This is a genomic window from Nocardia aurantia (assembly GCF_009604425.1).
In the GTDB taxonomy this organism is placed as follows: Bacteria; Actinomycetota; Actinomycetes; order Mycobacteriales; family Mycobacteriaceae; genus Nocardia; species Nocardia aurantia.
The window spans coordinates 218,891-232,768 of record NZ_WEGI01000001.1 but is presented as its reverse complement, the minus strand read 5'-3'; the positions used below and the strand labels follow the sequence as shown (position 1 = coordinate 232,768).

The 13,878-nt window shown below is 68.7% G+C and carries 11 protein-coding genes; 3 read left to right on the top strand and 8 right to left on the bottom strand.

Annotated elements, in window-relative coordinates; all coding sequences use genetic code 11:
• Positions 1 to 79 precede the first annotated feature (79 nt).
• Positions 80 to 946 carry an alpha/beta fold hydrolase gene (locus NRB56_RS01135; protein ID WP_153338609.1) on the top strand — a complete coding sequence of 289 codons (867 nt, stop codon included), beginning with the start codon at positions 80 to 82 and terminating at the stop codon, positions 944 to 946.
• Complete coding sequence (locus tag NRB56_RS01130; protein ID WP_153338608.1) at positions 933 to 1,547, top strand: TetR/AcrR family transcriptional regulator; 615 nt, start codon at positions 933 to 935, stop codon at positions 1,545 to 1,547. Before NRB56_RS01135 ends, NRB56_RS01130 begins: the two co-directional genes overlap by 14 nt.
• Positions 1,548 to 1,702: 155 nt before the next feature.
• Here the strand turns inward: NRB56_RS01130 and NRB56_RS01125 are convergent, their stop codons facing one another.
• From NRB56_RS01125 to purF, 5 genes are all read right to left on the bottom strand, one after another.
• The gene (locus NRB56_RS01125) at positions 1,703 to 3,517 is read right to left on the bottom strand and encodes a dipeptide ABC transporter ATP-binding protein (protein ID WP_153338607.1); all 1,815 of its coding nucleotides are present in this window, start codon (positions 3,515 to 3,517) and stop codon (positions 1,703 to 1,705) included.
• Between the two features lie 84 nt (positions 3,518 to 3,601).
• Positions 3,602 to 4,678, bottom strand: a complete 1,077-nt coding sequence (locus NRB56_RS01120) for an ABC transporter permease (RefSeq protein WP_227837044.1) — start codon at positions 4,676 to 4,678, stop codon at positions 3,602 to 3,604.
• Entirely contained in the window at positions 4,678 to 5,691 is a 1,014-nt protein-coding gene (locus NRB56_RS01115) for an ABC transporter permease (protein WP_153338979.1), read from the bottom strand. Before NRB56_RS01115 ends, NRB56_RS01120 begins: the two co-directional genes overlap by 1 nt.
• Positions 5,692 to 5,777: 86 nt before the next feature.
• Positions 5,778 to 7,331 (bottom strand): ABC transporter substrate-binding protein, encoded by a 1,554-nt coding sequence (locus tag NRB56_RS01110; protein WP_153338606.1) that lies wholly within the window; start codon positions 7,329 to 7,331, stop codon positions 5,778 to 5,780.
• 258 nt (positions 7,332 to 7,589) lie between these two features.
• Positions 7,590 to 9,173, bottom strand: a complete 1,584-nt coding sequence (gene purF / locus NRB56_RS01105) for an amidophosphoribosyltransferase (RefSeq protein ID WP_319942394.1) — start codon at positions 9,171 to 9,173, stop codon at positions 7,590 to 7,592.
• A gap of 113 nt (positions 9,174 to 9,286) precedes the next feature.
• On the opposite strand from purF, the gene NRB56_RS01100 reads away from it, so the two are divergent.
• Positions 9,287 to 10,630: a YhgE/Pip domain-containing protein gene (locus tag NRB56_RS01100; protein WP_319942393.1), complete on the top strand. Its 1,344-nt coding sequence runs from the start codon at positions 9,287 to 9,289 to the stop codon at positions 10,628 to 10,630.
• Between the two features lie 33 nt (positions 10,631 to 10,663).
• Here the strand turns inward: NRB56_RS01100 and NRB56_RS01095 are convergent, their stop codons facing one another.
• From NRB56_RS01095 to NRB56_RS01085, 3 genes are all read right to left on the bottom strand, one after another.
• Positions 10,664 to 11,050 (bottom strand): sterol carrier family protein, encoded by a 387-nt coding sequence (locus NRB56_RS01095; protein WP_153338604.1) that lies wholly within the window; start codon positions 11,048 to 11,050, stop codon positions 10,664 to 10,666.
• Positions 10,989 to 11,837 (bottom strand): CPBP family intramembrane glutamic endopeptidase, encoded by an 849-nt coding sequence (locus tag NRB56_RS40375; RefSeq protein WP_153338603.1) that lies wholly within the window; start codon positions 11,835 to 11,837, stop codon positions 10,989 to 10,991. The genes NRB56_RS01095 and NRB56_RS40375 overlap by 62 nt, the downstream gene beginning before the upstream one ends.
• A 203-nt stretch (positions 11,838 to 12,040) precedes the next feature.
• Positions 12,041 to 13,828 (bottom strand): alpha/beta hydrolase, encoded by a 1,788-nt coding sequence (locus NRB56_RS01085; RefSeq protein ID WP_319942392.1) that lies wholly within the window; start codon positions 13,826 to 13,828, stop codon positions 12,041 to 12,043.
• Between the last annotated feature and the right edge of the window lie 50 nt (positions 13,829 to 13,878).

Below are 13,878 nucleotides of genomic sequence, written 5' to 3'. Positions count from 1 at the left end.
ACCCGGTACACCATTGACGTACATACGGTATGTATGTAATTGTCGACGGTGACCGATCCCCGATCATCGGAGGCCCGACATGGGTAACAGCACCGCTCTCGGCCCGCTCTACGATGTCGCACTGCCCGGCGGGCACATCCGCTATCACGACGTCGGCGCCGGTGCGCCTGTCGTCTTCGTCCACGGCCTGCTCGTCAACGCCGACCTCTGGCGCGGGGTCGTCCCGCCGGTGGCCGCCATCGGGCACCGCTGCCTGGTGCCCGACTGGCCGCTGGGCGCACATTCCGTGCCCGTTCCGGACGCCGACCTCTCCCCCACCGGGCTGGCCGATCTGATCGCCGATTTCCTGTCCGTGCTCGATCTGCGCGACGTCACGCTGGTGGCCAACGACACCGGCGGGGCGATCACCCAGATCCTGCTGACGCGCAACCGCGACCGGATCGCACGCGTCGTGCTGACCGATTGCGACGCCTACGACAAGTTCTTCCCGCAGCCGTTCACGGCGCTGCCGCAGTTGGCCGCCGTACCCGGGGTACTGCGAGTCATGGCCGAGCTCATGCGTTTCCGGCCCGCGCAGCGCCTGCCGATCGCGCTCGGCCTGATGACCAAGCGCCCGATTCCTCCCGAGGTCGCCGACTCGTATCTACTGCCGACCCGGCGGTCCGCGGCCATCCGGGCCGACCTGCGCCGCATGCTCCGCGGTGTGCACAAGCGCTACACGCTGGCCGCCGCCGAACACTTCGCCGAGGTGGACATCCCGGTACTGCTCGCCTGGGCCCGCGAGGACAAGGTCTTCGGGCCCGAATTCGCGAAACGGCTGGCCGCGGACCTGCCGCGGGCCGAACTGCGCTGGATCGACGATTCCTACGCGTTCAGCGCGGAGGACCGTCCGGAGTTGCTCGCCGAGATGATCGTGGAGTTCACTCGGCAACATGCCGCGCCGTAGCCAGGAGGACCGTTCCCGTACCACCCGGGCCGCGCTCGAGGACGCCGGTCGCCGGCTGTTCGCCGAGCGCGGCTACGCGGGTGTCTCGGCCGAGGAGATCGTGGCCGCGGCCGGTGTCACCCGGGGTGCGCTGCACCACCACTACGGCGACAAACAGGGGCTGTTCATCGAGGTGCTGGAGAAATTGGAGACCGAGAACACGGCGGCGATCGCGACCGCCATCGCCGCCCTGCCCGACCCCGCCGACCTGCTCGCCACGATGGCCGCCGGGCTGAGTACCTTCCTGGACGTCAGCCGCCGGCCGGAAACCGTGCGGATCGCCATGATGGACGGCCCGACGGTCCTCGGCTGGGAGCGCTGGCGCGAGTTGGAGGCCCGGTACGGCCTCGGCATGATCACCGACGCCCTGCAACGCGCCGTCGACGCCGGTCTGGCCGCACCGGCCCCGGTACCCCTGCTGGCGCAGCTGATCCTCAGCGCCGTCATGGAGGCCGGGATGATCGTCGCGCACGCCGAGGATCCGGACACGGCCCGGCTGGAGGCCGAGCAATGCCTGATGCTGCTGATCTCCGGCGTGCTGCGGGTGCCCGGAACCGCCTGAGCCGCACCATTCGCCCACGACCGAATCCGTCACGGGCGCAAGCCTTACCGATAATGCGAGCGCGAAAACTACGACCCGTCCATCGATGATCCCGCTCGCGAGCTCCGGTCAGCCCGGCGGACATCGGGCAGCAGCCGAATTTCACCGATACTTGCCTATTCGCTCGCACTCTCGGCGGCGGCAGTGCGGCGGCGGCGTTGTTCGACCGGGTCCGGAACAGGGACGGCAGCGACCAGGCGACGGGTGTAGTCCTCGGCCGGATGGCGGAGGATCGCGTCGGCCGAGCCTTGTTCCACCACGGAACCGTTGCGCAGCACCATGATTCGCTCGGCCACCTGGTCCACGACGGCGAGGTCGTGGCTGATGAACAGGCAGGCCCAGCCGAATTCGCTTTGTAGCTGGGCGAACAGCTCCAGGACGGTGGCCTGTACCGAGACGTCCAGGGCACTGGTCGGTTCGTCCGCGATCAGCAGGTCCGGGTTCAGGACGAGCGCGCGGGCCAGGCTGGCGCGCTGGCGCTGGCCGCCGGACAGCTCGTGGGGATAACGGTTCTCGGTGCCGGCGGGAAGTTGCACCGCGTCCAGCAGTTGCCGGACCCGCGTCCGCAGGGCCGGACCGTTGGCGGCCCGGTGCACGATCAGCGGCTCGGCGACACAACGGCCCACGGTCAGGCGCGGATTCAGGGAGGTGGCCGGGTCCTGGAAGACGAAGCCCAGTCGCTTGCGCAGTGGCCGCAGCCGACGTTCGGACAGGCCGGTCAGCTCGGTGCCGAGCAGCCGGATCGTTCCGGCGGTCGGTCGTTGCAGGGCCGCCACGCATCGGCCGATGGTGGTCTTGCCCGAGCCGGATTCGCCCACCAGGCCGAGGGTTTCGCCGCGTCCGAGGTGCAACGAGACACTGTCCACCGCGCGGAACGGGCGGCGGCCGAACGACCCCGGGAATTCGACCACCAAATCCTCGACAGCCAGCACTGCCGCCTCTGCCGAAAGCTGTTCGGCGGCAGTACTCGCGGGATCGCCGGTGCGGATCGAGGGCACCGTCGCAGCTGTCGGAGATGGCGGATACAGGTCGATGACAGCACCCGTGCCTGTCGTGGCATCCGGAGGGGCGGACGGAAGGTGTGGGGTGGCCGCGCTTTCGGGTGCGCCGGTGTGCATCCGTGGTACCGCGGCGAGCAGGTCGCGGGTGTACTGCGCTCGGGGTGCGGCGAAAAGGTCGTGCACGGTTGCGGTTTCGACGACGCGGCCGTGCCGCATCACGACCACGCGGTCGGCGAGGTCGGCGACCACACCCATGTTGTGGGTGATGAGCACGATCGCGGCGCCGATCCGGTCGCGCAGATCTCGCAGCAGTTCGAGGATTTCGGCCTGGACGGTGACGTCGAGCGCGGTGGTCGGCTCGTCGGCGATGATGACCTGGGGTTCGCAGGCGATCGCGATCGCGATCATCACGCGCTGTTTCTGGCCGCCGGACAGTTGGTGTGGATAGAAGTCGATCCGGTGCTCCGGGTCGGGGAGGCCGACCGTGCGCAGCAATTCGATCGCGCGTGCTCGGGCCGTAGAGCGAGTGGCGCCGCCGTGCGCGCGGATCGCCTCCATGATCTGGAAGCCGACGGTGAACAGCGGGTCCAGCGCCGCGCCCGGTTCCTGGAACACCATCGCGATCCGGCCACCCCGGAGGGCGGTCAGTTGCCTCTCGGACATCGTTGTGACAGGCCGGTCGCCCAGCAGCACCGTGCCTCGCACCCGGGCGGTGCCGGGCAGCAGTCCCAGCGCGGTGCGGGCGCAGACCGACTTGCCGGATCCGGATTCGCCGACGATCGCCAGCACCTCACCCGGGTATACCTCGAACGAGACCTCGTCGACCGCGGTCACCGGTCCGGCGTCGGTGGCGAAAAAGACCGACAGGGCCGCCACCGTCAAAGTCGGGTCCGGTCGCGCATCGGTGAGTTGGGCCGATACCTCAGCCATGATCGCGCCTCTCGATGGGGGCCGGTCGCCGTTGGAGCCGGATCCTTTGCAGCTCAGCGAATTTCATTGGCGACACCATTGCACTCACAGTTCCGCCTCGCCGGCGGCACCGGTCGTAAGAGCGGCCGAATCATGTTGCGGCCCAGTGTGTTCTGACGGGAGTCCGGCAGCGGTCGTGCTCGGCGCATCCGGCGCGATCACCGCGCCCGGGAGGCGGCGGGTGCGCAGCAGGGGGTTGAGCACCTCGTTGAGGCTCTCGCCGACCAGGGTCATCCCGAGGACCACGAGAACGATTGCCGCGCCGGGGAAGACGCCGGTCCACCAGATCCCGTTGGACACGTCGGAGAGGGCCTTGTTCAGGTCGTAGCCCCATTCGGCAGCCTGGGTGGGTTCGATGCCGAAGCCGAGGAAGCCCAGGCCGGCCAGGGTGAGGATGGCCTCGGCGCCGTTGAGCGTGATCAGGACGGGCAGCGATCCGGTCACGTTGGCGAGGATGTGGCGGAACAGGATTCGCGTGGTGGAGGCGCCGGTGACCCGGGCCGCGTCGACGAACGGTTCCTGTTTGACCGCCACCGTCGCGTTGCGCACCACCCGGAAGTACTGGGGTACGAAGATCACGGTGATCGCCACCGCCGCCGACAGCACGCCACCCACCCCGCTGGAATTGCCACCCGCTACCACGATCGACACCACGATGGCCAGCAGCAGGGTCGGGAACGCGTACATGGCGTCGGTGATCAGCACCAGGACACGGTCCGGCAGGCGGCCGATATAACCGGACACCAAACCCAGTGGCACACCGACGAACATCGACAGCACCAGCGATATCGCGATGACCACCAACGCCGTGCGCGCGCCGAAGACAACGCGGGACAGGACATCCTCGCCGCGCACCGAGGTGCCGAACCAGTGGTGCGCGGACGGCGCCTGCTGCCGTACGAAATCGACTCCCCCGGAAGAACTCTGGGAGAAGCCGTACGGGGCGATCAGCGGCGCGAACAGGGCGAGCAGCACGAACAGCCCGACCAGCACCAGTCCGGCGATCAGGACGGCGCGCTGTGGTCCGCCGGTCGATCGGATCAGCCGGAGCAGGCCCGGCGCACCGCGTCCGGCGGCGAGCGGGGTCGTGGCCGGTTCGGTGACCACCTCCGGTGCCGTCATCAGAACCTCACCCTCGGGTCGATCAGCGCGACGATCACGTCGACGACGAAGCTCACGACGGCCACCGCCAGTGCGATGAACGCCACGATGCCCTGGACCGCCACGAAGTCGCGCGCCTGCAGGTACTGGGCCAGTTGGTAGCCGAGCCCCTTCCATTCGAAGGTGGTCTCGGTGAGTACCGCGCCGCCGAGCATCATGGCGATGTACATGCCCATCACCGTGACGATGGGGATCAGCGCGTTGCGGAAGGCGTGCCGGCCGGTGACCACGCGCCGGGACAGGCCCCGGGCTCGCGCGGCGTCGACGTAGTCGGTGCGCAGGGTCTGGATCAGGTTGATCCGGACCAGCCGCAGGAACACTCCGCCGGTGAGCAGGCCCAGCGAAAGCGCGGGCAGCACAGTGTGTTCCAGCACGTTCAGCACGTAACCCGGGTCGCCGTAGAGGATCGCGTCGATCAGCAGGATGTTGGTCTTCGGTGACACGTTCCGCAGGGCCAGTTCCACATCGGTATCGGCGCGGCCCGCCACCGGCAGCCAGCCCAGTTTCACCGCGAACACCAGCTTCAGCAGCAGTCCGACGAAGAACACGGGCGCCGCGTAGACCAGCACCGCGAACAGTCGCAGTCCCAGGTCCGCAGCCGAATCACGGTGTGTCGCCGCGTATCTGCCGAGCGGTATGCCGATCGCGAAGGCCACCAGCAGGGCCCAGAACACCAGTTCCAGAGTGGCCGCGCCGTAGTCGACCACGACCGTGCCGATCGCCCGATTGTCCTGGGAGCGGCCGAAATCGCCGTGCAGGAGGCGGACCAGATAGTCCCGGTACTGCGCCAGGATCGGCCGGTCCAGGCCGGCGGCGTGCTTGCGTTCGGCGATCTGCTCCGGTGGCAGCCGCCCGCCCATCGCGGCGCTGATCGGGTCGCCGATCACCCGCATCAGGAAGAACACGGCCGTCACCAGGATCCACGCCGTGGGCACGATCAGCAACAACCGGACGGCCAGGTACCGCAGCAGCATCCCGTATCGAGATGCGCTGCGGCCCTGACTGTTCCGGTTCGGCGCCGCATCCGGTCCGGCCGGCGGCGGCGCGGTCACCTCGGCGGTCACTTGCTCAGGACGCCGTAACGGAATTTCGTGGACAGATCCAGCGTCTGCTCGGCGCCGGACACGTTCTTGCCGACCACCGCGATCGCCTCACCGGACAGCAGTGGAACCATCGACACGAAGTTCTGCGCGAGATCGTGCTGCACCTGCGCCAGAATCGCCTTGCGCTTCTCCACATCCGGCTCCGTCACCTCGGCGGACAGTTGCGCGGACACTCCCGGGTCCTGAAAGTGGTTCTTCAGGAAGTTGTTCGGACCGAAGAACGGGGTGAGGTAGTCGTCCGGATCCGGATAGTCCGGGAACCAGCCCATCTGGAACACCGGGTAGCCGTCCTGGGTGCGTTCCTTGTTGTAGCTGACCCACTCGGTGGACTGCAGGTTCACCTTGAACAACCCGGTCGCCTCGAGCTGGCCCTTGATCGCCGCGTACTCCTCCGAACTGGAGCTGCCGTAGTGATCGGGGTTGTACTGGAGGTTGATCGGTACCGGGGTGGGCACCTTGGCGTCGGCCAGGAATTTCGCGGCCTGATCCTTGTTCGGCTTGGCGCCGTAGATCTCCTTGAACGGTTCGGTGGCGCCCACGAAACCCTGTGGGACCGAGGAGTACACAGGCTTGAACAGGCCCTTGTACACACCGCTCGCCAGCGCGTCCCGATCGACGGAGGAGGCGACGGCCTTGCGCACGGCCAGTTTCTGATCCGGGGTGCCGCCCGGCATGGTGTTCAGGTTGAACACGATGTAGCGCAGTTCGCCACCGGGTCCGCTGAGCACCTTCACCTTGTCGTCGCCGCGCAGCGACTCGAGGTCGGTCGGGGTCAGGCTGCGGTAGGCGACATCGATCGCGCCGTTCTGGACGTCCAGTTTCAGATTCGACGCCTCGGCGTAGTACGTCGTCGAGATCGTGGCGGTCTTCGGCTTGCCGAGCAACCCGTTGTAATCCGGATTCTCCCGGTACTGAACGAGTTTGTTCTTGTCGTAACTGCTGATGACGTACTGGCCGGAGAACGCTTTACCCTTCACGATGTCCTCGTCGGGCAGCGTCTTGTCGGCCGGGAACACCTTCTCGTCCACGATCGGACCGGCCTGGGTCGGCAGGATCGCCGGGAAGGTCTGATCGTTCGGGACCTTGAGCGTGAACGTGACGGTGTGATCGTCGGGGGCGTCGGTGTGATCGAGGTTCTCCAGCAACGAGGCCGGGCCGTTCGGATCGTTGATCTTCACCATCCGATCGAACGAGTACTTCACGCTGCGCGCGGTCAGCGGGTCACCGTTGGCGAACTTCAGCCCGGACCGGATCGTGCACGTGTACACGACGGGCTGCGCGAAGCCGCACTTCTCCGCCGCGTCCGGCTGCGGAACCGCTTGTCCCGGAGCGAAATTCAGCACATGCTGATAGATCTGGGTCTCCGGCACGTAGGAGCCCTGATCGTAGGCGGCCGCCGGGTCGAGCGAGTAGATCTTGTCGGTGGTGCCGATTTTCAGTCCGGCACCGGAGCCCCCGCCGGTGCGCCCGGCGCCGCAACCGGCGACCGCGAGCACCGCCAAACTCGCCATTCCCAGTGCCGCAACGCATTTCAGCCGGCCCGATCGGATCGGAGACGGCCGTGTCGCCAAGGTCCGCATAACTGCCCCACTCTCGCTCGCGGCGACCGGACCGGATCACGGCTCGGTTACGACCGCGGTGACTTCGGTATGCGGGGACAGTACCGGCAACGCATTGCCGATATGTTGCGTTTCGCAACAAATAAGAGGCAATGCGCGCGAGTGATCGGCGAGCCGCCGCGACACCCCGGGGCGCCGCGGCGGGACCGGCTACGGACGGCTCAGCGCGCTGGCATTCGCGTTGTCGCTCAACAACTCCGACTTGCCGGCGAGCAGACCCTCCAGCACGTTCTTGCCGATCGCGGCCTCTGTGGGCAGCGGGATCGGGTACTTACCGTCGAAGCAGGCACAGCACAGCCGCGAACGCGGCTGCTCGGTGGCGGCGACCATACCCTCCAGCGAGATGTAGCCGAGCGAGTCGGCACCGATCGAGCGGCGCACGTTCTCGACCATGTCGTCCATCGACTCGGCGCCGTCGGGGCCGGATCCGTTGGCGATCAACTCGGCCCGCGAGGCGAAGTCGATGCCGTAGAAGCACGGCCACTTCACCGGCGGCGACGCGATCCGGACATGGATCTCCAGGGCGCCGGCCTCGCGCAGCATGCGGATCAGGGCGCGCTGGGTGTTGCCGCGCACGATCGAATCGTCGACCACGATCAGCCGCTTGCCGCGGATCACCTCACGCAGCGGATTCAGCTTCAGCCGGATGCCGAGCTGCCGGATGGTCTGACTCGGCTGGATGAAGGTGCGGCCGATGTAGGCGTTCTTCATCAGGCCCTGACCGTAGGGCACCCCCGAACCCTGGGCGTACCCGACCGCGGCCGGGGTGCCGGACTCCGGAACCGGGATGACCAGATCCGCCTCGACCGGATGCTCCTTGGCCAGCCGGCGGCCGATGTCCACCCGGGTCCCGTGCACGGACCGACCGGAGATCGTGCTGTCCGGCCGGGCCAGATAGACGTATTCGAAGACACAGCCCTTCGGCTCCGGGGCGGCGAAGCGCGAGGACCGCACGCCGTCGGCGTCGATGGCCAGCAGTTCGCCCGGCTCGATCTCGCGCACGAACGAGGCGCCGACGATATCGAGCGCGGCCGTCTCGCTGGCAACCACCCAGCCGCGGTCCAATCGGCCCAGGCACAACGGCCGCACTCCGTGCGGATCGCGCGCGGCGTACAGGGTGTGCTCGTCCATGAAGGTCAGGCAGAAGGCGCCGCGCAGGGTCGGCAGCAACTCCATGGCAGCCTGCTCGATGCTCTTGTCGGCGGCGGCGTGGGCCAGCAATGCCGTCATGACGTCCGAATCGGAGGTGGCCGGCACCGTGGCGCCGGACAGCCGGCCCTTGACCAGGCCCAGCTCCCGGATGCGGGTGCTCAGCTCGGCGGTGTTGACGAGATTGCCGTTGTGACCGAGCGCCAGGCCGGTGCCCACCGCGGTGGTGCGGAAGATCGGCTGCGCGTTCTCCCAGGTGGTGGAGCCGGTGGTGGAATAGCGGCAGTGCCCGATGGCGACGTGACCGGGCATGGCGGCCAGCGTCTGTTCATCGAACACCTGGCTGACCAGGCCCAGATCCTTGAATACCAGCACCTGCGCGCCGTCGGCGACGGCGATGCCGGCCGCCTCCTGCCCGCGATGCTGCAATGCGTACAGCCCGTAGTATGTGAGCTTTGCCACTTCTTCGCCGGGAGCCCAGACTCCGAACACTCCGCACTCCTCGCGCGGTTCGTTCTCGTCCTGATCCGCGGCAGCGGTGGTCGACAGGTTGGGGGTGTGGACCGAAAGGTCGGCAGAGGTCACCGTTTGCTCCCTGTTCGACGGTAGGGGGGCACTGATCATTCTACGGGTCACCGAACGGCAACCCGGTCGCGGGTTCGCGCCGCCACGCGCCGTTTGCTGTTACGGTGCGACCCGTGACCGCCCCCGATGTCCCGGAGACGCGCCGGGTGTCGCTGTTGCGCAAGGCGATGCCGGTGATCGTGGTAACACTGCTGGCCGCGCTGCTGGGTGTGATGTACCTCGACTACGTCATCGACCCGGAGAAGAATCTGCACAACTTCCCGATGGCCCTGGTCAATCAGGATGTCGGCGAGACACTCGGATCGCCCGGCCAGGAACGGCAGGTGAACTTCGGCGACCAGGTCGCCGCCGGCCTGCGGCAGTCCCTGCCCGGCGGCGAGATCGACCTGCGGGTGGTCGGCATCGACGAGGCACAGCTGCAGATGCAGGACGGCCGGGTCTACGGCGCGCTGATCATCCCGAGCGACTTCAGCAAGCGGCTCGGCATCCTCGGCACCGGCAGCGTGGTCCCCGGCGACATCGAGCGGCCGAGCCTGACCCTGGAGACCAACCCGCGGGTCGGCGTCTTCGCGACCGCGACCGTGCAGCGCATCGGCGACCGGGTGTTCGCGCAGGTCGACGAGCAGGTCGGCAGACAACTGACCGACCAGGTGAACACCCAGCTGGCCCAGGGCGGCAACGCGCCCGCGCTCAGCGCCGCCACCCGGCTGACCCTGGCCCAGCCGCTGCACCTCGACGTGCAGACCTTCCACCCGCTGGCCGCCGGCTCCGGCGAGGGCCTGACCGCGTTCTTCTACGCGCTGCTGCTGTTGCTGATCGGCGTGGTCGGCTCGATGATCGTGCACACGCTGGTCGACTCCGCCCTCGGCTTCGTGCCGACCGAATACGGACCGTGGTTCATCCACCTGCCGTTCACCCCGATCTCGCGGACCCGGACCCTGCTGCTCAAGTGGGTCATCTGGGCGGTCACCGCGGTGATCGTCGCCGCCGTCTATCTGGGCATCGCGAAGGCCCTGGGCATGACCATCGAACGACCGCTGGCGCTGTTCCTGTACAGCGCCTTCGCGATAATCGCGGTCGGCTGGACCGGCCTCGCGAACCTCGCGGCGATCGGCAGCGCCGGCCTGCTGGTGAACCTGATCCTGTTCATCGTGCTGGGCCTGCCCTCCTCGGGCGGCACCGTGCCGATCGAGGCCACACCCCGATATTTCGGCTGGCTGGCCACCTTCGAGCCGATGCATCAGGTCTTCCTTGCCGTCCGCGCGATCCTGTACTTCGACGCCAGCGGTCCCGCGGGGCTGACCCGCGGATTCTGGATGACCGTGGTCGGCCTCGCGATCGGCATCGTCGTCGGGCTGGTCGTGACCCGCTTCTACGATCGCCGCGGCCTGCATCGCCGACCGGTCGACACCGGCCTGCACCACCGGCAGCCCGCCACCGGCCGGCACGAAGCCTGAGCGACGGCCGACTCGACGCCGTATCCGGCGGCCCTACAGCCGCACCACCGGCAACCAGTGCGCGAGTTCCGCGGCCCGAAGTCCGGAGGAACTGAGCATCCCCGACGCGACCGCCTCGTCGAACTCCAGCAGCCCGGTCGCGAGCAACAACCAGGTACGCGCGTCGGTCTCGACCACATTCGGCGGGGTACCGCGCGTATGCCGTGGCCCTTCGATGCACTGCACCGCCACGAACGGCGGCACCCGCACCTCCACCGATGCCCCCGGTGCGGCGGCCGCCAGACTACGCGCGGTACCGCGCACGGCGGCGGCCAATTCGGCCCGCGCGGGCGCGGGTCGCGAGACGTCCCGCAGCCAATCACCGAGGGCCGCCACCGCCGCCCGCACCGCCGCCGGATCCACCGCCTGTCGTCCTGCCATCCCCCGAGCCTACGAAATCGTCCGCGCGGCGCATCGTCATGCGCCGAGCCATCCGGGGAGCGATCGCGCCGCCGACATTGACAGCGAGGTGCAGCAATATCGGAGCCGCGAGACCGGCGTGGCGGCGCAGCCCGGACAGGAGCAGCCCGGCGGCGGTGGTGGCGACCACGGTGATCGCGACACCATCACCCGCAGCGCGCGCGGGCCGTATGTGCCACAGTCCGAAAAGTATTGCGCTGAGCCATCTTCCGCGATCACCGCAAGCGTCTGCCAACAGCGCGTCCAGCGTCCCGCGGAAAACCAGTTCCTCGGTGAAGACAGTCCCGAACGGGATCTGCACACCTGTCCACTCCCCCAGCGGCACATCCGGCGACCGATCGGCGAGCCGCGTGAGGCGAGTTCGTACGGACGGAACAGCAAGGGCCACAACGTATCCGACGATGATTAGGCACGCCGGAGTCAGCACGAAGGCGACGCCTCCCCGTCGTGATCGCGAAATCGGCGCGCGGTGGTCCGGACAACGTTCACGAAAGATCCCGGTCTCGGGGCCGCCGGTACGGATGTCGGTGCGGGGCCGGCGCGGGCGCCCCGGCCCTGGCCTCGGCCCCGGCCACGGCCACGGCCACGAGAGGTGGTCGCGTGGTAGATCGTGGTCGCACCGCTTGCCGCGACGGCGCCTCGGCTCGTGCCCGTCGCGACAGGCAGCACCCGCGGCACGATCGGGCGCGGCGCCGCCGACCCCTCCACGGCTGGAATCGGCCCGAAAGTCACTGTCGCCGAACGGCATTCCGTGCCGATTCGGCTCGCGCGCCTCGGATATCGGAGCACACAACGACGTTCGGCCACCGAAGGCGGCGGCGTAGCCGGTGGAGAACGCTACGTTGGCGGCGGTGCGGGCACGGGAACCGAGGCGAAATCGGGGCAGCAGCAGGTTGTTCCACAGCGGCGGCAGGGCCGCGGCGAGACACAGGCGGGAGGCGTCGCGGGGCTTCACTTGACGACGCGTTCGTAGGTCTCGGCCAGTTCCAGGTCGGTGCGGATTCGTTCGTTCTCGGCCGGGGTCCAGTCCGGTGGGCGCAGGACGGCGGCCCAGGCGTCGAGCACCAGGCTGCCGTAGTTGTGGCCGTGTCCGTCGGTGACGCTCTGCGCGTTGGTGAGGTCGGCGGCCACCTGCCAGAAGGTGACGAACGGCCACCAGCGCATCCGACCGGAGACGTCGGGGCCGCGCGGCTCCGACAACCAGCCGGGGCGGGAGAAGATCAGGTCCGGCGACCACCAGACGATCGGGTCGGAGGCGTGCTGGAGGTAAGCGATCCGGGGTTGCCGCCAGTCGGCGGAGGGTTTGCTCAATTCGTCTGTGTCGGAGGCGAATCGGACCACCAGGCCGTCGGCGTAGACGGGTTCCACCTCCGGGGTGCCCGGGTCGCGGCGGGAGACGAACTGACTCCACAGCCGATTCGAGTTCGGCGGGCCCACCCACAGCGCGCCGTCGACCTTGTCGCGCAGATCGCCCAGGCCGCCGAAGGCCGCCTCCGAACCCTGCGAGCCCAGGCTCTCGCCGTACACCACCAGTTTCGGCCGGGACTGCGGCGGGCGCGCCGACCAGGCCGCGTAGACCGCGTCGAACATCTTCCGGCCCGCCGCGGCCACCTTCTGCCGGTCGGCGAGGAACGACAGCACGCTCGGCAGATACGAGTACTGGGACGCCACGATCGCGGTGTCACCGTGGTAGAGGTACTCCAGCGCGGCCGCCGCGGTGGAGTTCACCCAGCCGGTGCCGGTGGTGGTGACGATCGCGAGCACCTTGCGGTTGAAGGCGTGGGTGCGTTCCAGTTCGGCCACCGCCAGCTGTTCCTGGGTGCGGTCGCCCGTCGCCGATTCCAGTCCGGCGTAGATCCGGATCGGTTGCCGCGCAGGGGCGTTCGTGGCAGCGGAGATCAGCAGCGGGTCCGGTCCGTGCGAGACGAACCAGCGGCCCTCGGAACCGAGGGTGTCCCAGGCGGCCAGCGACGCCGGGCTGCCCGAGCGCTCCGGGGCCCGGGGCTGGACGGCGTAGGGGGTCACCTTGTCGTTGCGCACGCTGAACGCGGAGTTCGCGACCGCGAAGAACGCGCGGGACGCGATGCCGTTGAACAACAGCACGATCAGCACCGCCAGCAGCGCCGCGCCGACGCCGGGCGCGAACCGCGGTGGCACCCGCACCCAGCGGCTGAGCTCCCGGGCGAGGAACCGCACGATCTCGCGCAGCGACCGGTACCCGGCCACCACCGCCATGCCCACCACGAGACTCAGCCCGCCGGTCCGCAGATAGGCCGCGCGGGTGGTGCCGGGCATGTCCATCAGCGTGTAGATCTGCCGCTGCCAGTCCGCCGACAACACCAGCATGGAGGCGGCGATCAGCCCGCAGCCGATCAGGATCACGATCTTGACCGCGTACTGCCACGGGATCGGCAGCGGTCGCAGGCGCAGCCGCGGCCGCACCCAGCGCCGGAATCCCCACTCCAGCAGGCAGCCCGCGCCGTAACCGATGGCCGCGTTGATCCCGCTGATGAGTCCCTGGAACAGCCAGTCCCGCGGCACCAGCGACGGCGTCACCGACCAGGCGAAGAACACCGTCCCGACCACCAGCCCGACATAGTTCAGGCCGATCACGTCGGTCTCGATGCGGCGCAACACCCGTAGCGCGCGCCGCCCCGCCGAGCGGCCCCGGCGGACGACGGCCGCGCCGCGCACGCGGGGCAGTGTCGTCGATTCCGGGATCTCGGGGGCTTCCGGCACCCGTCAAGTATGGCCAACCGCGCGCCGCGAACCCGGGCACCGCACGGTGA